Source organism: Pseudomonas sp. WOUb67 (assembly GCF_050058005.1).
Classification (GTDB): domain Bacteria; phylum Pseudomonadota; class Gammaproteobacteria; order Pseudomonadales; family Pseudomonadaceae; genus Aquipseudomonas; species Aquipseudomonas putida_R.
The window spans coordinates 3358742-3381197 of record NZ_CP170112.1 but is presented as its reverse complement, the minus strand read 5'-3'; the positions used below and the strand labels follow the sequence as shown (position 1 = coordinate 3381197).

Here is a 22456-nt window from a genome sequence, read left to right as displayed (position 1 = left end):
CTGCTCTGCCACGCAGCCACTGCGGCTGCGTGGTTTCACTCGCCTGCAAGAAAGGAACAACAACAATGAATATCCTTTGCCCCCCTTGCCGCATCACGGCGGCTTGTGCTTGCCTGTTGCTTGGCGCCGGCAGCGCCCAGGCCGAAGGCTTCAGCGAAGACGCCAAGGTCGGCCTGACCTTGCGCAACTTCTACATCAACCGCAATTTCGTCGACCCGGCCTACCCCCAGGGCAAGGCCGAGGAATGGACGCAAAGCTTTATCCTCGACGCGCGCTCCGGCTTTACCCAGGGCGTGGTCGGCTTTGGTATGGATGTGCTGGGGCTGTACTCGGTCAAGCTCGACGGCGGCCGCGGCACTGCCGGTACCCAGTTGCTGCCGGTGCACGACGATGGCCGCCCGGCGGATGACTTCGGCCGCCTGGGTGTGGCCCTCAAGGCACGCGTTTCAGCCACAGAGCTGAAGGCTGGCGAGTGGTCGCCGATGCTGCCGGTGCTGCGTTCGGACGACGGTCGCTCGCTGCCCCAGACCTTCCAGGGCGCCCAGCTCACCTCCCGCGAAATCGACAACCTGACCCTTTACGGCGCGCGCTTTCGCGGCAACAGCCCACGCAACGACGCCAGCATGGAGGACCTGTTCATGGCCGGCAGGCCCACCGCCACCTCCGACCGCCTGGACATCCTCGGCGCCGAATACCTGTTCAACGACAAGGCCACCCAGCTGGCAATCTGGCATTCGGACCTGCAAGACATCTACCGCCAGCAGTACTACAACCTGATCCACAGCCAGGCCGTGGGCAACTGGACCCTGGGGGCCAACCTCGGCTACTTCGTCGGCAACGACAGTGGCCGCTCGCTGGCGGGTGCCATGGACAACCGCACCACCTCGCTGCTGCTCTCGGCCCGTACCGGCGGCCATACCTTTTACCTCGGGCTGCAACGGGTCAGTGGCGACACCGGCTGGATGCGGGTCAACGGCACTGCCGGTACCAGCCTGGCCAACGACAGCTACAACTCCAGCTACGACAACGCCCACGAGCGCTCCTGGCAGCTGCGCTACGACCACAATTTCGCGGTCGACGGCCTGCCCGGCCTGCAATTCATGACCCGTTACATCAGCGGTGACAACGTGCACATCGGCAGCATGCGCGATGGCAAGGAATGGGGCCGCGAAACCGAGCTGGCCTACACAATCCAGAGCGGTACCTTGCGTGACCTGACTGTGAGGTGGCGCAGTTCAACATTGCGCCGGGACTTCAGCAGCAATGCGTTCGATGAGCACAGCAATGCGTTCGATGAGCACCGGGTGATCGTGAGCTATCCGTTTTCGATCTTGTAAATGCGCCGGATATTCAGCGACGCAGTAAAGCGACGTTCTGATCAATGCGTCCCTGAACCGTGCGCAAGGTATCGCTCGTAATGCCGCCTGGGTACAGCTGGCCGGCAACGCTTGCAAACTGATTGGCCACATCACAAATGCGGTCGATCATTTTGCAGGCAACGTCCCGGGGCACTTCGGCCTCTTCCGCAAGCCGGAGCACTTGCGTGCGGGAAATGGCCAGCGCTTCCCCCATCACATCCATCTGATGATACCCGCCAGGTCCCTCGCAGAACGTCACATCGTAGGCCGGCGCCAGTCGCCAGTGGCCTTGCTGCGACATGAGGTACGCAAAGTTCTTGGGATGATCGTCTCTGTTGTTGAATGCAATATTGAAGACGGCACGCTCGAACGCTATCGCCATTTCACGCACGTCACGGGTACACATCTGCGTTGCCCGCACGAAATTGACGTAGTCCAGAACCCCGGGGGACTGAAAATCGGCCCCCGTAAAAGCCGCGAGGCTTTGCATTGGTACACGCAGCCCCTGCTGCCGGTCAAAACGCTTGCTGGCAAATGCCGCAAGCCCATTGGGCAAGCTAAAGTACTGCGTGTCGGGGGTTTCGATACCGCAGCGGCGCAAGCATTCGGCGTAGGCCATCTCGATGGCACACACCTCGGCATGCTCATCCTTGGCCGGGAACTTGACCAACCAAGCCTCCAAGCCTGGGGTCGCAGCAGTAGTAAAACCGCCAGTCTCAGGGTTGCGATAAACCAGGGCCTTGGGCCTGGCACCTTGAGGCGAACCGCCGACTAGCAGCAGTGTCTGCAGGAACTCTCCACCCTCACCCTGAAGCACCTGCGCCACTTCGGCGGCGAGCTTTTCCAGTGGCACATGGACTTCCGGTAGCAACCCTTCAGGTGCAACGGGCTCGAAACTCATGGCACCCATTGCATTGCCACCGATGTAGGCCAGCCGTTCCAGTGCGCCGATACGCGCCGTGTTAAGCCCGCGTCGCCTGAACATGCGATCCATCAGCAGCATGCCCCACCCGTCGGGCAACGCGTCGTACACCGGCCCTGGCAAGTGAAGCTGATGACCGGGGAAGTCCCTGCGTAACGTCGGCCCCTGCAACGGCAGTGTATAGGCGGACAATTCCAGGCCTCTTCGCCTGGCTTCGTCGCTGTACTCGAACACAATCAACGGGCGAGCTGTCAGGGCTGTCGTAGCGGCCAGTGAGCCCCATTGCCAGCGCTCCCCCCAACCCTCGTAGAACACGTTCACCTGTTCAAGCATTGCCAGGCTTCCTTTTTGACCGAAGACGCTTGGCGCTGTTTTCGTAGCGCCGAATGTCTTCGATGCTGTCGAGCCGGGGAAGGAACAAGCCTTCCAGTTCCTTGACGCGCCCAAGCGCCATCGCCACGCGGACAAGATTCTCAAACCCGACATTTCGACCGGCTTCAAGGTTGGACACGGTGTTGACGCTGATACCGGCCCGGCCGGCCAACTCAGCCTGTGTCATGTCCAAAGCGAGGCGCTCGGTGCGTAAACGCTCGCAAAGGCGCCTGACGATTTCGCCGGGCTTGCTGAAGCCTAAATCCAGCATAATGTGTACTAACCATCAAAATTAGCGAATAACACCCAAATTATAGGATTTTCGGCGTTCAGCATCAAGATATCTTCGGCTGCAATGCCTCTTCGCAGCACAAGGCTGCTCCTACAGGGCTTGTGTTTGCCTTGCAATCAACGCAGGTCAGGTGGGAGCAACTGGCTCAACACCGCCCGCAGCTTGCCTGGCTTGACCGGCTTATTCAGCAGCGGCACCCCCAGTTTTTGCAAGCCCCGCCGGCATTGATCGCTGCGGTCTGCGGTAATGATCACCGCCGGTATGGCAACCGCAAAATGCTCACGCAAATACCTGACCACCTCGCACCCCACCACGCCATGGTCCAGGTGGTAGTCGGCCAGGATCAATTCCGGGGCCCGCCCTTGCAAGGCCAGCAAGGCACCTGCCTGGTCGGTCGCGGTCACCACTTCGCAGCCCCACTGCCCAAGCAGCGCGCCCATGCTCTCGAGGATGCTCACTTCGTTGTCCAGCACCAGCAGGCGGCGGCCCGGTAGCGGGTTGCCGACGCTTGGCAGCGGCACAGCCGGGTGAACGGCCAGTGGCACCTCTTTACCCAGCGGTACCTCGATGCTGAACACCGAGCCACGCCCCGGCCACGAACGCACCTGGATCCGGTAGCCGAGAATCTTGGCAATCCGCTCGACGATGGCCAACCCCAGCCCCACGCCCTTGCGATCTGCTGCGCGACCGACGTCCAGTTGGTTGAACTCAAGGAAAATCGCCTGCAACCGGTCTTCGGCAATGCCCCGCCCGGTATCCCACACTTCCAGCCGCAAATGGCCACCCCGGCGCCTGGCACCCAGCAAAATCCGTCCTTCGTCGGTGTAGCGGCAGGCGTTGCTGAGGAAGTTGCGCAGGATGCGCGTCATCAGCCGCAGGTCGGTACTGATGGCACAGTCCGGGATGCGTGCATGCAGCTTGAGGCCTTCCGCGTCGGCCACCGAGCGGAACTCCGAGACCAGTGGCGCGAACAGTTCATCGAGGCGGTACACGGCCACGTCCGGTTTCACCGCTGCCTGGTCGAGCCGGGAAATGTCCAGCAGGTCGGTCAGCAGGTCTTCGGCGCCCTCCAGGGCCTGGTGGGTACGCTCCACCAGCACGTGCTCGGCCTCTGGCAATGGCCGCTCGCGCAAGGTGGAGATCAGCAGGCGGGCAGCGTTCAGCGGTTGCAGCAGGTCATGGCTGGCGGCAGCGAGGTATTTGTCCTTGCTGCGGTTGGCAGCTTCAGCGGCATCGCGCGCCTCCAGCAATTCATCGGTACGTGCAGCGACCCGTTGCTCCAGCTCGTCATTCAGTTGTTGCAGGCGCTGCTGGGCCAGCTTGCGCTCGGTGATGTCGGCGACAAAACCCTCCACCAGCCCTTCCTGCCCGGGCTTGAGCAGCAGGTTCATCAGCACATCGAGGTGGCTGCCATCCTTGCGTCGCAAGCGGGTTTCATAGCCGTGCAGGCTGCGTTCACGGGCCAGGATCGCGGTAATCGCCTGCAACTCTTCGGCACCGCCGTCGAACAGGTTGGCGGCCAGGTCGGTCAGGGAAAACAGCACTGCTTGCGGGTCGTCGTAGCCGAGCATGCGCGCCAACGCCGGGTTGGCGGCACGCATGCCATCCTGCAGGCTGGCCTGGAAAATCCCGTGCACGGCGTTCTCGAACAGCCATTTGTAGCGGTTGCGCTCGGCCTCCAGTTCGTCCAGGCGGGCAGAGAGCTCCGGGTAATGGCTTTTGCGCGCCGAGTGGTCGCCCAGCCCCAGCAACCCGGCCAGTGCCCGCTGCTGCTCGTCAGAGGGCCTCGCCATAAACGACCTCGACATCACGCTGGCTCGACGCGCGGGGGTTGGTGAGGATGCACGGGTCATCCATTGCATGCTGCGACAGGAACGGAATATCCGCGGTGCGCACCCCGTGCAGGCCCAGGGTTTCATGGAAGCCGATGGCGTGCTTAAGGGCAATCAGGTGCTCCACCAGGCGCCCGCAGATCTGCCGGTGGTTGAGGCCACGGCAATCAATGCCGAACACTTCGGCAATCACCTTGAAACGCTCCGGCGCCGAGCTGTAGTTGAACGCCACCACGTGCTCCACCAGAACGGCGTTGCACAGGCCATGTGGCAGGTCGAGGAAGCCGCCCAGGCTGTGGGACATGGCGTGAACCGCGCCCAGAATCGCGTTGGAGAACGCCAGCCCTGCCTGCATGCTACCCAGCATGATCTTCTCGCGCAGGCCGATATCGGCCGGGTTGGCGATCATCTCCACCAGGTTGCCGTTGATCAGGCGCATGGCTTCCAGCGCATGGGGGTCGGTCAGCGGGCCGTGGCCGGTGGAAACAAAGGCTTCGATGGCATGCACCAGCGCATCGATACCGGTGCAGGCCGACAGGAACGGGTCCATGCTCAGGGTGGTTTGCGGGTCGATCAGCGACACATCCGGCACCACCGCCTTGCTGACGATGGAGAACTTCATGCGCTCCTGCTGGTTGGAGATGATCACGAACTGCGACACGTCCGCCGAGGTGCCGGCCGTGGTCGGGATCAGGATCAGCGGCGGGCTGGGCACGCGGATCATGTCCACGCCTTCGAATTCGAGGATGCTGCGCCCGTGGGCGACCACGATGCCGATGGCCTTGCCGCAATCCATCGGGCTGCCACCGCCGACGGCGACGATCACATCGCAGTGGTTCTGCCGGTAGATCTCGGCGCCGAGCATCACCTCTTCCACCCGCGGGTTGGGCGACACGGCGGTATACAGGCAGTAATCGATGCCCTGGGCCTGCAAGCTGGCCTCCACGTCCGCCACCCAGCCGGCGGCGATCACGCCTGGGTCGCTGACCACCAGCACCTTGCGGGCACCGAAGGTTTTCGCGTAATTGGCGACGTTGTGCCGGCAACCGGCACCAAAGATGATTTCAGGCGATACGAACTTGCGAAGCGGGCTGAAACTCTGGCTCATTGGCAAGCCTGTTCTTATTGTTCTGGAAGGTAACCGCCAGCGTAAAGCATCCCGCAGCGAAAGCAACCAGACCAACGAGTAGCACTGGATCAGCCACGGGCGATCAGAGGAACCGGCCACCGTAGCAGTGGCCGGGTGGCACATCAGCGATTGGCGAAGTACATTGTCACTTCAAAGCCGATGCGCAGGTCGGTAAAGGCGGGTTTATTCCACATGGGCAGTCCTCTTCTTGTGCCGGGGGAGTCCGGTAGGTGCATTAATGCACGGGGGGCGGTGGGACTGAATGCTACTTTGGAACGAGTAGGCCGGTAGATTTTCAGCGCCTGTGAGATCGAGCGCCGCCCGCGCGGCGCATCGCGAGCTGCGCTCGCTCCTACGTTTGTTTCTGGCCAGTAACGCCTGTTACAGGCGCGCGCGACCGCCTGGTTTGTACGACGCAATATCGCGCCATGCGCAAAGGCGTTCGCGTGCAAGTTCCCCAGGAATAATTTGCCCGAAACAAACGTAGGAGCGAGCGCAGCTCGCGATGCGCCGCGCGGGCGGCGCTCGATCTCACAGGCACCGATAATCTACCGGCATAAAACTTCCAGATTGTGCGCCTTAGAAGAAGCCCAGCGGGTTGATGTCGTAGCTCACCAGCAGGTTCTTGGTCTGTTGGTAGTGGTCGAGCATCATCTTGTGGGTCTCACGGCCCACGCCAGACTTCTTGTAACCGCCAAACGCCGCATGCGCCGGGTACAGGTGGTAGCAGTTGGTCCACACACGCCCGGCCTTGATGCCGCGGCCCATGCGGTAGGCGCGGTTGATGTCGCGGGTCCACAGGCCGGCGCCCAGGCCGAACTCGGTGTCGTTGGCAATCGCCAGCGCTTCGGCTTCATCCTTGAAGGTGGCCACGCCCACCACCGGGCCGAAGATTTCTTCCTGGAACACACGCATCGAGTTGTTGCCTTTGAGCAGGGTCGGCTGGATGTAGTAACCGCTGCCCAGGTCGCCCTGCAGCCGCTCGGCACCGCCGCCGGTAAGCAGCTGCGCGCCCTCCTCCTTGGCAATCTGCAGGTACGAAAGAATCTTGTCGAACTGCTGCTCTGAGGCCTGGGCACCCACCATGGTCTCGGTGTCCAGCGGGTTGCCCCGGGTGATCTTGGCGATCTTCTTCATCACCTCGGCCATGAAGGGCTCGTAGATCGATTCCTGGATCAATGCCCGCGACGGGCAGGTGCACACTTCACCCTGGTTGAAGAACGCCAGCACCAGGCCTTCGGCGGCCTTCTCGATGAACGCGGGCTCGGCCTGCATGATGTCTTCGAAGAAGATGTTCGGCGACTTGCCGCCCAGTTCGACGGTGGACGGGATGATGTTCTCGGCCGCGCACTTCATGATGTGCGAACCGACCGGGGTGGAGCCGGTGAAGGCGATCTTGGCGATGCGCTTGCTGGTGGCCAAGGCCTCGCCCGCCTCACGGCCGAAGCCCTGGACGATGTTCAACACGCCTTTAGGCAGCAGGTCGGCGATCAGCTCGGCAAAAATGGTGATCGACAGCGGCGTCTGCTCGGCCGGCTTGAGCACCACACAATTGCCGGCGGCCAGGGCCGGGGCAAGCTTCCAGGCGGCCATCAGCAGCGGGAAGTTCCACGGGATGATCTGCCCGACCACGCCCAGCGGCTCATGGATGTGATAAGCCACGGTGCCTTCGTTGATTTCGGCCGCGCCGCCCTCCTGGGCCCGGATGCAACCGGCAAAGTACCGGAAGTGGTCCGCTGCCAGCGGTACGTCGGCATTCAAGGTTTCGCGTACGGCCTTACCGTTGTCCCAGCTTTCGGTGACGGCCAGCACCTCCAGGTTCTGTTCGATGCGGTCGGCAATCTTCAGCAGCACCAGGGCGCGCTCCTGCACCGAGGTCTTGCCCCAGGCTTCGGCGGCTGCGTGCGCGGCGTCCAGGGCGCGGTCGACGTCCTGGGCAGTGGAACGCGGGAATTCGGCAATCGGCTGGCCATTGACCGGCGAGCTGTTGGTGAAGTATTGGCCAGCCAACGGTTGCACGAACTCGCCATTGATGAAGTTGCCATAGCGTGGCTTGAAGGCCACGACGGCGCCTGGGGTTCCGGGTTGTGCGTAGATCATGCTGAGCCTCTGCGGGTCGATGCCTGTCCCACGACAGGCGATGGACCGATGGTAAAAAGCCCCGCGTGCCAGGCGAATGCATCGTTGGCAGCGGGGCTCTCGTCATTTGGTAGTAGGGCCGCTTGCCTCAGGCCGCTGCTTTACGGCTTGGCGCTTGCCGTTTGCTGCAGCTGCTTGGGCAACTTGAAGGTCCAGAGCATGCCGCCCTGGTTGAAGTCCTTGACCCGTTTGGCCACTTCGCCGCCCCACAGCGGCACCGCGCCGCCCCAGCCGGAGACCACCGACACGTATTGCTCGCCGTCCATTTCCCAGGTCACGGGCGAGCCGAGCACACCGGAGCCGGTCTGGAATTCCCAGACCTTGTCGCCGGTCTTGGCGTTGAAGGCCTGCAGGAAGCCTTCCGGCGTGCCGGTGAACACCAGGTTGCCCTTGGTGGTCAGCACCCCGCCCCACAGCGGCGCGTAGTTCTTGTGCCGCCACACTTCCTTGCCACTGATCGGGTCGATGGCGCGCAGCACGCCGATGTAGTCTTCGTTGAGCGGCTTGATGGTGAAGCCGGCGCCGAGGAACGCCGCGCCTTTCTTGTAGGCAATGCCTTCGTTCCAGATGTCCATGCCCCACTCGTTGGACGGCACGTAGAACAGCCCGGTGTCCTTGTTGTAGGCCATCGGCATCCAATTCTTGGCGCCGAGGAAGGCCGGGGCGACAAACACCGAACTGCCCTTGGCTTCGCTGCCGGGTGCGCCCGGGCGGCTGGCATCGTTGTAGATCGGCCGGCCGTCCTTGTCCAGGCCGGTGGCCCAGGTGATCTTGTCGACGAAGGGGAAGCCGCGAATGAACTTGCCGTTGGTGCGGTCCAGCACGTAGAAGAAACCGTTGCGGTCGGCCGTAGCGGCGGCTTTGACCTCCTTGCCGCCGTCCTTGTAGTTGAACGAGATCAGCTCGTTGACGCCGTCGAAGTCCCAGCCGTCATGCGGCGTGCTCTGGAAGTGCCACTTGATGGTGCCGTCGTCCGGGTTCAGCGCCAGGCGCGACGAGGAATACAGGTTGTCACCGGGGCGCAGGTGCGAGTTCCACGGTGCCGGGTTGCCGGTGCCGAACAGGATCAGGTTTGTTTCCGGGTCGTAGTAACCGCCCAGCCAGGGCGCAGCGCCGCCGGTCTTCCACAGGTCGCCGGGCCAGGTCTTGCCCGCCTCGCCGCCGGAAATACCGTTCTCGATTGCCTTGCCGTCCTTGTACACGTAGCCCATGTGCCCTTCCACGGTGGGGCGCATCCACAGCAGCTCGCCGTTTTCCGGGTTGTAGGCCTGGATCTTGCCCACCACGCCGAACTCGCCACCGGCGACACCGGTGATCAGCTTGCCGTTGACGATCATGGGCGCGGCACTGATGGAATAGCCTTCCTTGTGGTCGGCCACCTTCTTGCTCCAGACCACCTTGCCGGTGTCCTTGTTCAGGGCCACCAGCTTGGCGTCCAGGGTGCCGAAGAACACCAGGTCGCCGTACAGCGCCACACCCCGGTTGATCACATCGCAGCACGGGCGGATGTCATCCGGCAGGCGTGCATCGTATTGCCACAGTTTCTTGCCGGTGCGGGCATCCACGGCGAACACCCGCGAGTAGGAACCGGTCAGGTACATCACCCCGTCCTTGATCAACGGCTGGGCCTGCTGGCCGCGTTGTTTCTCACCGCCGAAAGAGAACGCCCAGACCGGCCGCAGTTCCTTGACGTTGTTGGCGTTGAGCAGGTCCAGCGGGCTGTAGCGCTGGCCCTGCACACCCAGGCCATTGGTCACGATCTGCTGCGGGTTCTTCGGGTCCTGGAGGATTTCTTCATTGCTGACAGCGGCGTGGGCTGCGCCGGCAAGCAGCATGGCGCTGAGCACCAGGCTCACGGCGAACAAGGGGCGACGCGGGGATCGGGTCATGACGGCTACCTTTGGTTTTTTTGTTGTGCCCGGGAAAATTTCCCGGTGTGCCGGGAATTCTTGGTTGCCGCCCGTTCGCCAACAATTGCCCGCAGTGCGGAGTTTTCTAGTTCCTTGGTACAGGGCTGCACCCCAAGACTTGCACGATCCCATGTAGGAGCGGCCTTGTGTCGCGATAGGGCTGCGCAGCGGCCCCAGGATTTGTGCCTTTAGCTGAAATCGCCGGGGCCGCTGCGCAGCCCTATCGCGACACAAGGCCGCTCCTACAGGGGATCGCGTCAGGGCAGCAGGTTCAGGGGTTGGCGTCGACGCGCTGGAGTTGTTGGCGTTCGTAGCGGGGATACAGGTGGCTGACACTGCGAATCAGCTCATAACGGGTCAGGCTGATGCCGGCAAAGCGTTCGGGGATGGGGCTGCGGATCATCTCGGCCATGTCGTCGCCGCGCGCCGCGCCGTCGCGCATCAGCCCGTCAAGCCAGCCCAGGTAATCACGCATCTGTTCAAACGGCCGGGCATCGCTGGCCACCGGCCCGTGCCCGGGTACGAGCTGCTTCCAGGGCAAGGCTTGCAGGGTGTCCAGGTCCTTTTCCCACACCCCCAGGCCCGGGCTATTAGGGGTGGTCAGGGCACGCTCGTAGAACACCAGGTCACCAGCGAACAGCACGCCGGTCTTCTCATCCAGAATCGCCAGGTCGGCGCCGGTATGCCCGCCCAGCTCCAGCAACCTCAGGCGGTGCCCGCCGACCTCGTGGATACCCGGCTGCAACATTTGGGTCGGCAGCACCACTTCGGTGCCGCGCATCCAGTCGCCGACCAGGCGGTACATGTTCTCGGCCATGGCCTCGCCCTGCTGGCGCAGCAAGTCGCTGGTACCGGCCAAGGCGCCAATAGGCACATCGGCAAAGGCCTGGTTGCCCAGTACATGGTCAGGGTGATGATGGGTCAGCAGCACTTCCAGCACCGGCTTGTCGGTGGTGGCGGCAATCGCCTGGCGCAACGCTTCGCCGTAGCGTTTCGAAGGCCCGCTGTCGATCACCACCACACCGGTGTCGGTGACGATGAACGCGGTATTGACGATATTGCCGCCATTGGCCTTGGCGAAGTGGTCGGTACTGCCCTCCAGTAGCCAGGTGCCCTCCGCTATCTGCCGGGGGACAAGCCGATAGTCCAGGTCTGCCTGGGCCGGCAGCCCCAGGCATAGCAGCAACAGCAGGATCCAACGCATGAAGGGCGCCTCGGGTCAGGGGTGAAATCGGGCAATGTGCTCAGGGCACCGCCGCTTCGAACTGGTTGCCGCTGTTGTCCTGCAACAGCAGCCGGGTTGGCCCCGCGCCCTGGATATCGAAGCCCAGGTTGGGGTTTTCGCTGACCGCCGGGTACAGCTCAAGGCTGGCCAGGCGCTGGCCGCTCGCGTCTTGCAACTCGGCATGGTTGAGGAAGAACTCGGGAATACCACTGACCAGGCCGTTGTCCATCGGGTGGGCCACCTGCAGGCGCAAGCGGCTGCTGTCGCCACGCGGGTAGCGCCCGCCCAGCACTTCACCAAGGTGTTCTTCCCAGCCGGGTTGGGTGCGCACCACGCTAGGGGCCGTGCAGCCGCCGCCAGCGGCGTCGATCAGGGTCGAGCCGACGTGCCACAGGCCGTCGCGTGTCAGCACGGCGGCGCGCAGCGGGGTGGCCTGTTCGATACGGATTCGGATTGACAGCCAGGGCAGCACGCGTTCGCCGGGCTGGAAGTCGACAATGCGTGGCAGCGGATTGAGTTCGGCCCAGGCGATGATGCGCACCACCTCGCCAGCGAATGCCCGGGCGTCGATCTCCAGCGGCACCTGCCGGGCGTCCTCGGCAAAGGGCGGCGCCAGCAGCTTGACCCGGTCATCGAAGACGAACGCGGCCTGGCCCAGCAACTGCTTGTGGTAGAAGTCCCACATCACCGACGGCACCGGGTCCGTCTGGGTACTTTGTGCGGCAGCCTGGGCTGCCCAGAGCATCCAGCAGGCCAAGAGGAAAGTCGCTTTCAGGTTCATGATCCGCTCCCATGGATCAACACATGGCTTTCAGGATTACCCGAGGCCACTGTGGGAGCGGGTTCACCCGCGAAGCATGCAACGCGGTATATGACACCGGCTTCGCCGGTGTTCGCGGGTGAACCCGCTCCCACAGCTATTGGTACATTTCCGGGGTTTCGTAGCGCAGGCCGTACGCGGCATACATGGCCTTGAGCCGGCCATCGCGGATCATCGCCTCGAGGGCTTCTTCCACGGCATAGGCCAACTGCCGGTTGCTTTCATGCACGGCCATGCCGATTTCCCAGGCCTGCTTGCCCAGGTTGGGGTAGGCGTTTTCCGCCAGGGCCAGGTGCGGGTCAGCGGCCTGGTGCAGCTGCCAGTCGACTTCGCCACGCATCGCCATCACTGCGTCCACCTGGCCAGCCTGCATGGCGCTGAACGCCTGTTGCACGCTGGGGTAATGATGGGTTTTGGCACTGAGCATGCCGTTGAACACCGAGGTCAGGTAGAACGAAGGCACGCTGTCCACCTCGACCCCGATCGGGTGCTGCTGGAACACCGCCACGCTGGCCACCGACGCCAGGCGGCGCTGGTCGTAGGCCACCTGCCAGCGCTCTTGCTGATAAGGGCCGAACATTACCACCTGGGCGTTTTCCAGCTCGCCCAGTTCGTTGCGCTTTTGCGCGTAGGCCTGGTCGTAGGGCACACGCATCATCAGGTCGGCCAACTGCTGGTGGCGCAGCGGGCTGCCGCGCCAGATGTAGTCGCGCAGGTCATCGTCGAGCTTTTCCCCGGCGGGCGCCCAGATCAGCTGCAAGCGCACCCCCAAGGCCGTGGCCAACGCCTGCGCCAGCTCTACATCGACACCGCGGGGTTTGCCGTGGTCCTCGAAACTGTAGGGCGCGAAATCCTTGTACACCGCCACTTTCAGCTCGCCGGCGGCGATGATCGCATCGTAGTTACGCACCTGCGCCTGGGCCGTCGCGCACACCAGCAGCAGGCTACAAAACCATACGGCAAACAGACGCATGGCCGTCACTCCTCGACGTGCACGCTGTCCAGGTAGGTGCGCACCGCCCACAGGGCTTCCTGGCTGAGGTAGTCGGCCATCTTCGGCATGTACACACGGCCATCGCGCACCGCGCCATGGCGTACCCGTTCGACAAACCATTCATCCCCGGCATCACCGACATCGAGCATGCGCAGGTCTGGGGCGATACCGCCGGACTTGGCCTCCAGGCCATGGCAGGCAGCGCAGTTCTGGTTGTAGGCCGAGGCGCCGATCTCCACGGCCTTGTCGTGCTCGGGCGAGCTGCGGTAAGGGTTTACTGCCGCCCAGCCGTCGCCGTCCAGGCTTACGCCGGCGTCCTTGATCGGGGTCAGGCCCTTGGTCTCCACCGCCTGGGGCACCACGTTGCCATGGGCGAAGGCCGTACCGGTCAGCACCGCCGCGGCCAGCAGCCCTGCAGCAAGCAACACATTGCGTTTTGTTGTCATTGTTATGCCCTCACCATTGCACGCAAAGCCTCAACCACAGAGGCCGTGCCGCCATCTTAGAAACAGCCTGCGGGCGGTCGAATGCTGCTTTGGTGGCCGGGCCTTACTCCCTTGGTAGTAGGGCTTGTGGCGAAGGGCCAATTGAGGTGCCGTTCGGGAACTATTCCCGGCAAGGGCGGGACTTTTTCCGTATCCCGCAACAGCTCCCCCGCCCCACCCTGTGCAGGCCAAAACCTCCACTGGGAACTGCAACCATGACAATAAGATCGCTACCCGCCCTTTCCCCTCTGGCCCTGAGCGTGCGCGTCCTGCTACTGGCCGGTGGCCTGGCCCTGGGCAATGTGGCAACAGCGGCCACCGCACCTGCTGCACCTGCCGGCAAGAGCGTCACCTGGGAAGACATCGCCAACGACCACCTCACCACCAAGGACGTGCTGCAGTACGGCATGGGCACCAACGCCCAACGCTGGAGCCCGCTGGCCCAGGTCAACGACCAGAACGTGTTCAAGCTGACCCCGGCCTGGTCCTACTCCTTTGGCGACGAGAAGCAGCGCGGCCAGGAATCCCAGGCCATCGTCAGCGACGGTGTGGTCTACGTCACCGGTTCGTACTCGCGGGTGTTTGCCCTCGATGCCAAGACCGGCAAACGCCTGTGGACCTACAACCACCGCCTGCCCGACAACATTCGCCCGTGCTGCGACGTGGTCAACCGCGGGGCGGCCATCTACGGCGACAAGATCTACTTCGGCACCCTCGACGCGCGGCTCATCGCCCTCGACAAAAACACTGGCAAGGTGGTGTGGAACAAGAAGTTCGGCGACCACAGCGCCGGCTACACAATGACCGGCGCCCCGGTGCTGATCAAAGACAAGACCAGCGGCAAGGTGCTGTTGATCCACGGCAGCTCCGGCGATGAATTCGGCGTGGTCGGCCAGCTGTTCGCCCGCGACCCGGACACCGGCGAAGAGGTCTGGATGCGGCCCTTTGTCGAAGGCCACATGGGCCGCCTGAACGGCAAGGACAGCACCCCGACCGGCGACGTCAAGGCGCCGTCCTGGCCAGACGACCCGACCACCGAAACCGGCAAGGTCGAAGCCTGGAGCCACGGCGGCGGCGCCCCTTGGCAGAGCGCCAGCTTCGATGCCGAGACCAACACCATCATCGTCGGTGCTGGCAACCCCGGCCCCTGGAACACCTGGGCGCGCACCTCCAAAGATGGCAACCCCCACGACTACGACAGCCTCTACACCTCAGGCCAGGTCGGTGTCGACCCCAGCACCGGCGAGGTGAAATGGTTCTACCAGCACACGCCAAACGATGCCTGGGACTTCTCCGGCAACAACGAGCTGGTGCTGTTCGACTACAAGGACAAGGACGGCAAGGTGGTCAAGGCCACCGGGCACGCCGACCGCAACGGCTTCTTCTACGTGGTGGACCGCAACAACGGCAAGCTGCAGAACGCCTTCCCCTTCGTCGACAACATCACCTGGGCCAGCCATATCGACCTGAAGACCGGGCGCCCGGTGGAAAACCCCGGCCAGCGCCCGGCCAAGCCGTTGCCGGGTGAAACCAAGGGCAAACCGGTGGAAGTCTCGCCGCCGTTCCTGGGTGGCAAGAACTGGAACCCCATGGCCTACAGCCAGGACACCGGCCTGTTCTACATCCCTGGCAACCAGTGGAAAGAGGAATACTGGACCGAGGAAGTGAACTACAAGAAGGGCTCGGCGTACCTGGGCATGGGCTTCCGAATCAAGCGCATGTACGACGACCATGTCGGCACCTTGCGCGCCATGGACCCGACCACCGGCAAGCTGGTGTGGGAGCACAAGGAGCACCTGCCGCTGTGGGCGGGCGTGCTGGCAACCAAGGGCAACCTGGTGTTCACCGGCACCGGCGACGGCTTCTTCAAGGCCTTCGACGCCAAGACGGGCAAGGAGCTGTGGAAGTTCCAGACCGGCAGCGGCATCGTCTCGCCGCCCATCACCTGGGAGCAAGACGGCGAGCAGTACATCGGCGTGACCGTGGGCTACGGCGGCGCTGTGCCGCTGTGGGGCGGCGACATGGCCGAGCTGACCAAGCCGGTGGCTCAGGGCGGCTCGTTCTGGGTGTTCAAGATCCCGAGCTGGGACAACAAGACTGCGCAGCGCTGATCGCCAGCGGGGAGCAGGCCAGCCTGCTCCCCGCTTCTGCTCACCTTCCGCCAGGAAACCTTTGCCATGAACTACCTGCCATTTGCCTTGCTGTTGGTGCTGGCCCCGGCCTTGGCCGTGAGTGCCGACGACGATGGCAACGATGCCCCCCTGACCATCAACGGCTGCGTCATTGCCGAAGCCAGCCAGTGCCCGGGAGCCAACCTGCGCGGCGCCAACCTGGCCAACCAGGACCTGCGCAAGATGAACCTGGCCGGCGCCGACCTGCGTGATGCCGACCTGCGCCATGCCCGGCTGGACCTGGCCAACCTGGAAAAAGCCCGGCTGCAGGGCGCCAACCTGACCCGCGCCAGCCTGCAACAGAGCAACCTGCGTGTGGCTGACCTGAGCAACAGCAAGCTGGTGGCCATTCAGGGCTGGGGCTTGTTCGCCCAAGGTGCACAGTTTGAAAAGGCCGACCTCAGTGCCGCCTACTTGCAGTTCGCCAGGCTGTCCGGGGCGAAGCTGCTGCAGGCCAACCTGCAGGCGGCGGACCTGGAAATGGCCTGGCTGAGCAAGGCTGACCTGCAAGGGGCCAACCTGAGCGATGCCAACCTGCAAGAGGCCAAGTTTGGCCAGAGCAACCTGGCACGCGCCGATTTGCGCGGGGCGCGGCAGCATTACGGGAATTTCCAGGAGGCCAACATGGAGGGGTGCACGGGGTGCCCTGATACCTGGGACGAATGAGCGAAGGGTTCGCCGCGGCATCTTCAGCGCCTGTAGATCGAGCGCCGCCCGCGCGGCGCATCGCGAGCTGCGCTCGCTCCTACGTTTGTTTCGGGCCAATTATTCCTGTGGGTTTTGTGCGCGAACGCCTTGGCGCATGGCTCAATATCGTATCGTACAAACAAGGCGGTCGCGCGCGCCTGTCACAGGCATTACTGGCCCGAAACAAACGTAGGAGCGAGCGCAGCTCGCGATGCGCCGCGCGGGCGGCGCTCGATCTCACAGACGCCGCAACTCGCACGTCGAATCACCCCGCCACCCGCACCACCCCCAGGTCAATCCCCAGGTGCACCAGCTCGGCATGCGAACTGACCTGCAACTTGCTCTTGAGCAAGGTCAAATGATTGGACACGGTCTTGGCGCTGATGCACAGCTGCTCGGCAATCACTCGCGCCGGCGTGCCCTTGGCCAGCATGGTGAAAATCTCCAGCTCACGCTGGGTCATGCGCTGCAAACGCGGGTCACTGTCGCTTTGCTGTGACGTGCACGCCAACTGGGTAGCCAAGGGTTGTTCAATGTAGGCGTGCCCGGCCAACACCCGCTGCACCGCGTCGATCAACACTTCTGGCGCCGAGTTTTTGGTCAGGTAGCCCGAGGCACCGGCCTCCAGTGCCTGGCGCACCAGCGGCAGTTCGTCGTGCATGCTGAAAAACAGCACCCGCAGCTGCGGCAGGCGCTGGCGCAGGCGGCGGGTGGTTTCCAGGCCACTGATACCCGGCAGGCCGAAGTCCATGATCACCAGGTTCGGCACTTGCTCCTGCACCCGGGCCAAGGCCTCTTCACCACTGGCAGCCTCTCGCACCTGCACCGTCGGCAACACCGTCCGCAGCAGGCTGGCATAACCCTGGCGGACCACGGCATGGTCATCGACCAACACGATATTCATCACACCTCCTTGGGAATGTTCAGGGCCAGCGCCCAACCACCACCCGGGCGGCTGAGAATGCGCAGTTCGCCTCCCAGGCTGCGGGCGCGCTCGGCCATCGAGTGCAGGCCTACCCCTGGGCGCTGGGGCGGGTGCGCACCGCAGCCATTGTCGCGAATGAACAGGCGCAAACCCTTGGCACTGCGCTGCAGGCGCACCCGCACCTGGCTGGCGCCGGCATGCCGGGCGACGTTGGTCAGTGCCTCTTGCAGCAAGCGGTACAGGTGCGTTCTGCTCGCCCCGGGCAGCGCCGGCAAATGCTCGCCAACCCGCAGCCGGCATTCGATGCCCTGGCTGGCCTGCCACTGGCTCACCAGCAGGCTGAACGCCTCGGCCAGCGGCATGTAGTGCAGCGCCACCGGGTACAGGTTGTGCACCAGCGCGCGAAAGCCTTGCTGAAGGCGCTCGCAATTGAGTTCGAGGTCGTGCGCCGTCTGTGTCACCACCGCAGGCTGCTCGGCCACCATACGCAACAGGCAGAGCTGGGCACGAATACCGGCCAGGTATTGCCCCAGGTCGTCGTGCAGCGCCTGCGCAAGCTGGGTACGCTCCTGCTCCTGCGCAGCCAGCAGCGCCTGGGTCAGTTGCGCATTATCGGCCCGAGCCTGCTCCAGCGTCGCGGTCATATGGTTGAAGTAAGCCGCCAGCTGGCGCGCCTCCGGCAGGCCCGCCTCGCGCAAGCGCGCAGTCAGTTGCCCGCCCGAAACCTGGCGCAGGGCGCACAGCAGTTCATCCAGCAGGTCCATGGCCCGTCTCACCGCCCAGCGGATGGACAACAAACTCAACAGCAAGGCCAGGCCACACAGGCCAAGCAGTTGCTGCAGGGAGTCCCAGACTTCGTCGATCTCATCCCGCGGATCGACCGCAATCAACACCCGGCGCCCGTCATTCAGGTCCAGCAGCCGGCTGCTGCTGGGGCGCTCGCCAAACAGCTGGTGGCCCAGCCAGGCATCCAGCCCGGTCTGCGGCGGTAGCCGCGGCGCTTCACCCGCCGCCAGCCAGTGCACCCGCACATGGCGCAGGCTCTGGGTCAGCCGGGGTTGCAGGCTTGCCGGGTCGCGTTCGGCCGTGTCGCCGAGGTACGCCACCACCGCTTCGGCAGACTGCAACTCACGCTCGACGTCAGCTACCGCCTGATGCAACAACACGCCGGCACAGGCCAGCGTCACCAGGGCGAAACAGAACGTGACCCAAAGGTTGATCCGCCACAGGGCCGACAGGTTGACAAGGCGCACAGGCGATTCTCCTCGGGGCGTCGTGGCCCATCGTGCTCCCCATCCTAAAGCCGCAGCACCCGCGCAGAATTACTACCTTGGTACCGGGCTAGCGCTACTTTCTGCATATTTCCTCCTCCAGGCGGGCTTCCTATGCTGGCGCCATCTGCCGTGGAGTGTGTTATGCGCCAGCCTGCCCACCTTGCCCTGACCTGCCTGCTGGCCTTGGCCGCGACGTTGTCTGCGCCCCTGGTCGCTGCCGCTCAAGGCCAGCCCGCAGAACCGCTGCAAGTGCGCATCGGCTACCTGGGCTATCGCCCCGACCCCGGCCCGCTGCTGTCCAACGTCATTCCTGAGCCTGCCGACGCCGGGCGGCAAGGCGCCGAACTGGCGATTGTGGACAGCAACAGCACCGGGCGCTTCCTGAAGCAGCAGTTCCAGTTGAGCAACGCCACGGTCGACAGCCCCGAGGCGCTACTGCAGGCGGCCAAGTCGCAACACGACCAAGGCCTGCGGCTGTTTGTGGTGAATGCCCCGGCCGCCAGCCTGCGCGCATTGTCTGCCGCCCTCCCCGACAGCCTGCTGTTCAACGCCGGCAGCCCCGACGACGGCCTGCGCAGCAGCCAGTGCCTGGGCAATGTGCTGCACAGCCTGCCGGGGCGGGCCATGCTGGCCGATGCGCTGGTGCAATTCCTGGTGCTGCGCAAGTGGCAGCGGGCGCTACTGGTGGTGGGCCAGACCGAAGACGACCAGGCCTACGCCGCCGCCCTGCGCCGTTCGGTGAAGCGCTTTGGCGTGCAGCTGGTCGCGGAAAAAACCTGGACCTTCGACAACGACCAGCGCCGTAGCGCCCAAGCCGACATGCCGCTGTTCACCCAAACCGCCGAATACGACGTGGTGCTGGTGGCCGACGAGCGCGGCGACTTCGGCGAGTACCTGCCCTACCAGACCTGGTACCCGCGCCCCGTGGCCGGCACCCAGGGCCTGACCCCCACCGGCTGGCACAAGACCGTGGAAACCTTTGGCGCAGCGCAACTGCAAAAGCGCTTCGAAGCCCAGGCGGGGCGCTGGATGAATGACCGCGACTTCGCCGCCTGGATGGCCGTGCGCAGCGTCGCCAGCGCGGCCAGCAAGCTGCGCCAGGCCGAACCACGCGCACTGCAGCAGTTGCTTCTCAGCGAACAGTTGCCACTGGACGGTTTCAAGGGCCGCAAGCTCAGCTACCGCCCGTGGAACGGCGAACTGCGCCAGCCGATCCCGCTGGTGCAGCCGCGCGCCCTGGTCAGCACCTCGCCGCAGGAGGGCTTCCTGCACCCCTTCAACGAAATGGACAGCCTGGGCTACGACAAACCCGAAGTGACCTGCAGCTACCCCTGACCCGATAACCACAACAATAAGGAATTCGCCATGCGCCGCCCCCTCTTCCACCGGGCCCTGCTTTACCCCAGCCTGCTGTCGGCCGCCTTGGCGCTGGCCTGCGGGCACGCCATGGCCGCCACCGCCTGGGTGTCCAACGAAAAGGACAACAGCCTCAGCCTGATCGACATGCAAACGCTTGAAGTCACCGAAACCTTGCCGGTGGGCCAGCGCCCGCGCGGCTTGCTGCTGTCACACGACAACAAGCTGCTGTACATCTGCGCCAGCGACTCGGACCGGGTGCAGGTGATGGACGTGGCCACCCGCAAGATCATCAAGGAGCTGCCCTCCGGCAAGGACCCCGAGCAGTTCGCCCTGCACCCCAACGACCGCTGGCTGTACGTGTCCAACGAGGACGACGCGCTGGTGACGGTGATCGACACCGTCACCGACAAGGTGCTCGGGCAGATCGACGTCGGCATCGAACCTGAAGGCATGGCGGTGAGCCCCGACGGCAAGTGGGCCGTCAACACCAGCGAAACCACCAATATGCTGCACTGGATCGACACCAGCACCCAGACCCTGGCCGACAGCACCCTGGTCGACCAGCGCCCGCGCTTTGTCGAGTTCAACAAGGACGGCTCGCGGCTGTGGGCCTCGGCTGAAATCGGTGGCACGGTGACCATCCTCGACGTGGCCACCCGCCAGGTGCTGAAAACCCTGAACTTCCAGATCAAGGGCGTTCACCCGGACAAGGTCCAGCCGGTGGGCATCAAGCTCAGCGCCGATGGCAAGTACGCCTTCGTCGCCCTGGGCCCGGCCAACCATGTCGCGGTCATCGATGCCAAGACCTATGAGGTACTCGACTACCTGCTGGTCGGGCGGCGGGTCTGGCAGCTGGCGTTCACCCCGGACCAGAGCCAATTGCTGGCTACCAACGGGGTCAGTGGCGACGTTTCGGTGATCGACACGAAGACCCTCAAGGTGCTCAAGTCGGTGAAAGTCGGGCGCTACCCCTGGGGCGTGGTGGTAACACCATGAACGCCCTGGACGTCAGTGATGTGAGCTTCGCCTACGGCCAGCGCGAAGCCCTCAAGCAGGTGGGTTTCAGCCTGGCCACCGGGCGCTTCGCCGCGCTGCTGGGCCCCAATGGCGCTGGCAAGTCGACCTTGATTGCCCTGCTCACGCGCCTGTACGACCTGCAGCATGGCGACATCCGCGTGTGCGGCTGCTCGCTGCGCAACGCTGCACGCCCGGCCCTGCGCCAGCTGGGCGTGGTGTTTCAGCAAAGCACGCTGGACCTGGACCTGAGCGTTGAACAGAACCTGCGTTACCACGCCGCGTTGCATGGCCTGTCGCGGCGCCAGAGCAACCTGCGGGTCGAAGCCGAACTGGCCCGCCAGGGCCTTGGCGAACGCCGGCGCGATCGTGTGCGCGAGCTGAACATCGGCCATCGACGCCGGGTGGAAATTGCCCGCGCGCTGCTGCATGAACCGCGCCTGCTGCTGCTCGACGAAGCCAGCGTCGGCCTGGACCCGGCCAGCCGCCTGGCGCTCAACCAGCACCTGCGCCGGCTGTGCCGCGAGCAGCAGCTCAGCGTGCTGTGGACCACCCACCTGCTGGACGAAGTGCAGCCCAGCGATGACCTGCTGATTCTGCATCAGGGGCGACTGGTGGCCAGCGGCACCGCCGATACCCTGAGCCAGGAACACGGGGGCGATCTCGACAACGCCTTTGCCCGGCTGACCAGCACGCCCTCGGGAGCCAATGCCCTATGAACGCCTACTGGCAATGTTTCAACGGCATCATGCTGCGCGAGTGGCTGCGCTTCGTGTTGCAGCGCACGCGCCTGCTCAGCGCCCTGGTGCGTCCGCTGCTGTGGTTGCTGGTGTTCGCCGCCGGGTTTCGCGCGGCGCTGGGCATTGCCATCATCGAGCCCTACGACACCTATATCCCCTACGAGGTGTACATCATTCCGGGCCTGGCCTGCATGATTCTGCTGTTCAACGGCATGCAGGGCTCGCTGTCGATGGTCTATGACCGCGAGATGGGCAGCATGCGTGTTTTGCTGACCAGCCCGTTGCCACGGCCGTTTCTGCTGGCCAGCAAGCTGTTGGCGACCTCGTTGATTTCCCTGCTGCAGGTGTATGCCTTCCTCGCCATTGCCTGGCTGTACGGCGTGCAGCCACCGGCTGCGGGCTTGCTGCTGGCGCTGCCGGCAATGCTGCTGGTGGCCTTCATGCTCAGCGCCCTGGGGCTGTTGCTGTCGAACGCGATCCGCCAGCTGGAAAACTTTGCCGGGGTGATGAATTTCGTGATCTTCCCGCTGTTTTTCCTGTCTTCGGCGTTGTACCCGCTGTGGAAGATGCGCGAGGCCAGCCAGTGGTTGTACTGGCTGTGTGCCGTGAACCCGTTTACCCATGCCGTGGAGCTGGTGCGCTTTGCGCTTTATGAGCGGTTGAACCTGCTGGCGCTGGCGGTGTGCCTTGGGCTGACCGCGCTGTTCACCCTGCTGGCGATACTCACCTTCAACCCCCAGCATGCAGCGCTGCGCAAGCCCCGCTCTATGAGTTAATCGAGAACCCTGTGGGAGCGGGTTTACCCGCG

The 22456-nt window shown here is 64.1% G+C and carries 20 protein-coding genes; 7 read left to right on the top strand and 13 right to left on the bottom strand.

The features are described from left to right. Positions 1-65: 65 nt before the first annotated feature. Positions 66-1337 (top strand): OprD family porin, encoded by a 1272-nt coding sequence (locus ABOC32_RS15130; RefSeq protein ID WP_426807767.1) that lies wholly within the window; start codon positions 66-68, stop codon positions 1335-1337. 13 nt (positions 1338-1350) lie between these two features. On the opposite strand, the gene ABOC32_RS15125 is transcribed toward ABOC32_RS15130, so the two are convergent. The 11 genes from ABOC32_RS15125 to pedF all read right to left on the bottom strand — a co-directional run bounded on the left by ABOC32_RS15125 (position 1351) and on the right by pedF (position 13439). Beyond that, the gene (locus tag ABOC32_RS15125) at positions 1351-2613 is read right to left on the bottom strand and encodes a type II toxin-antitoxin system HipA family toxin (protein ID WP_426807766.1); all 1263 of its coding nucleotides are present in this window, start codon (positions 2611-2613) and stop codon (positions 1351-1353) included. Further along, positions 2606-2923: a helix-turn-helix domain-containing protein gene (locus ABOC32_RS15120; protein ID WP_426807765.1), complete on the bottom strand. Its 318-nt coding sequence runs from the start codon at positions 2921-2923 to the stop codon at positions 2606-2608. The genes ABOC32_RS15125 and ABOC32_RS15120 overlap by 8 nt, the downstream gene beginning before the upstream one ends. 137 nt (positions 2924-3060) lie before the next feature. After that, a complete protein-coding gene (locus ABOC32_RS15115; protein ID WP_426807764.1) occupies positions 3061-4737 on the bottom strand; it encodes a PAS domain-containing hybrid sensor histidine kinase/response regulator in 1677 nt (558 codons plus the stop codon). Continuing rightward, positions 4721-5884 carry an alcohol dehydrogenase-like regulatory protein ErcA gene (gene ercA, locus ABOC32_RS15110; RefSeq protein ID WP_086977441.1) on the bottom strand — a complete coding sequence of 388 codons (1164 nt, stop codon included), beginning with the start codon at positions 5882-5884 and terminating at the stop codon, positions 4721-4723. Before ercA ends, ABOC32_RS15115 begins: the two co-directional genes overlap by 17 nt. A 143-nt stretch (positions 5885-6027) precedes the next feature. Further along, a complete protein-coding gene (gene pqqA, locus ABOC32_RS15105; RefSeq protein ID WP_010455123.1) occupies positions 6028-6099 on the bottom strand; it encodes a pyrroloquinoline quinone precursor peptide PqqA in 72 nt (23 codons plus the stop codon). 385 nt (positions 6100-6484) lie between these two features. Then, positions 6485-8005 (bottom strand): acetaldehyde dehydrogenase ExaC, encoded by a 1521-nt coding sequence (gene exaC, locus ABOC32_RS15100; protein WP_426807763.1) that lies wholly within the window; start codon positions 8003-8005, stop codon positions 6485-6487. Between the two features lie 140 nt (positions 8006-8145). After that, the gene (gene pedH / locus ABOC32_RS15095; protein WP_043195908.1) at positions 8146-9933 is read right to left on the bottom strand and encodes a PQQ-dependent alcohol dehydrogenase PedH; all 1788 of its coding nucleotides are present in this window, start codon (positions 9931-9933) and stop codon (positions 8146-8148) included. Positions 9934-10225: 292 nt separating this feature from the next. Then, complete coding sequence (locus ABOC32_RS15090; protein WP_426807762.1) at positions 10226-11158, bottom strand: quinoprotein relay system zinc metallohydrolase 1; 933 nt, start codon at positions 11156-11158, stop codon at positions 10226-10228. A gap of 40 nt (positions 11159-11198) precedes the next feature. Beyond that, positions 11199-11960, bottom strand: coding sequence for a quinoprotein dehydrogenase-associated SoxYZ-like carrier (locus ABOC32_RS15085; protein ID WP_426807761.1), 762 nt, complete (start codon positions 11958-11960; stop codon positions 11199-11201). 136 nt (positions 11961-12096) lie between these two features. After that, positions 12097-12972, bottom strand: a complete 876-nt coding sequence (locus ABOC32_RS15080) for a substrate-binding periplasmic protein (RefSeq protein WP_426807760.1) — start codon at positions 12970-12972, stop codon at positions 12097-12099. A 5-nt stretch (positions 12973-12977) separates the two neighbouring features. After that, positions 12978-13439 carry a cytochrome c-550 PedF gene (pedF, locus tag ABOC32_RS15075; RefSeq protein ID WP_426807759.1) on the bottom strand — a complete coding sequence of 154 codons (462 nt, stop codon included), beginning with the start codon at positions 13437-13439 and terminating at the stop codon, positions 12978-12980. 254 nt (positions 13440-13693) lie between these two features. Between pedF and exaA the strand changes: the two genes are divergently transcribed. Together exaA and ABOC32_RS15065 are read left to right on the top strand one after the other, a co-directional pair. Further along, positions 13694-15589, top strand: a complete 1896-nt coding sequence (gene exaA / locus ABOC32_RS15070) for a quinoprotein ethanol dehydrogenase (protein WP_426807758.1) — start codon at positions 13694-13696, stop codon at positions 15587-15589. Between the two features lie 66 nt (positions 15590-15655). Further along, positions 15656-16315 (top strand): pentapeptide repeat-containing protein, encoded by a 660-nt coding sequence (locus tag ABOC32_RS15065; RefSeq protein WP_426807757.1) that lies wholly within the window; start codon positions 15656-15658, stop codon positions 16313-16315. Between the two features lie 286 nt (positions 16316-16601). Here the strand turns inward: ABOC32_RS15065 and ABOC32_RS15060 are convergent, their stop codons facing one another. Then, the gene (locus ABOC32_RS15060; RefSeq protein ID WP_426807756.1) at positions 16602-17240 is read right to left on the bottom strand and encodes a response regulator; all 639 of its coding nucleotides are present in this window, start codon (positions 17238-17240) and stop codon (positions 16602-16604) included. After that, positions 17240-18514 (bottom strand): HAMP domain-containing sensor histidine kinase, encoded by a 1275-nt coding sequence (locus ABOC32_RS15055; RefSeq protein WP_426807755.1) that lies wholly within the window; start codon positions 18512-18514, stop codon positions 17240-17242. The genes ABOC32_RS15060 and ABOC32_RS15055 overlap by 1 nt, the downstream gene beginning before the upstream one ends. Before the next feature lie 162 nt (positions 18515-18676). On the opposite strand from ABOC32_RS15055, the gene ABOC32_RS15050 reads away from it, so the two are divergent. The 4 genes from ABOC32_RS15050 to ABOC32_RS15035 are packed head-to-tail and all read left to right on the top strand — an operon-like array spanning position 18677 to position 22424. Next, a complete protein-coding gene (locus ABOC32_RS15050; protein WP_426807754.1) occupies positions 18677-19870 on the top strand; it encodes an ABC transporter substrate-binding protein in 1194 nt (397 codons plus the stop codon). Positions 19871-19900: 30 nt separating this feature from the next. Further along, positions 19901-20890, top strand: coding sequence for a YVTN family beta-propeller repeat protein (locus ABOC32_RS15045; protein ID WP_426807753.1), 990 nt, complete (start codon positions 19901-19903; stop codon positions 20888-20890). After that, positions 20887-21627 (top strand): ABC transporter ATP-binding protein, encoded by a 741-nt coding sequence (locus ABOC32_RS15040; RefSeq protein WP_426807752.1) that lies wholly within the window; start codon positions 20887-20889, stop codon positions 21625-21627. The genes ABOC32_RS15045 and ABOC32_RS15040 overlap by 4 nt, the downstream gene beginning before the upstream one ends. Next, positions 21624-22424, top strand: coding sequence for an ABC transporter permease (locus ABOC32_RS15035; RefSeq protein WP_426807751.1), 801 nt, complete (start codon positions 21624-21626; stop codon positions 22422-22424). Before ABOC32_RS15040 ends, ABOC32_RS15035 begins: the two co-directional genes overlap by 4 nt. Positions 22425-22456 lie beyond the last annotated feature (32 nt).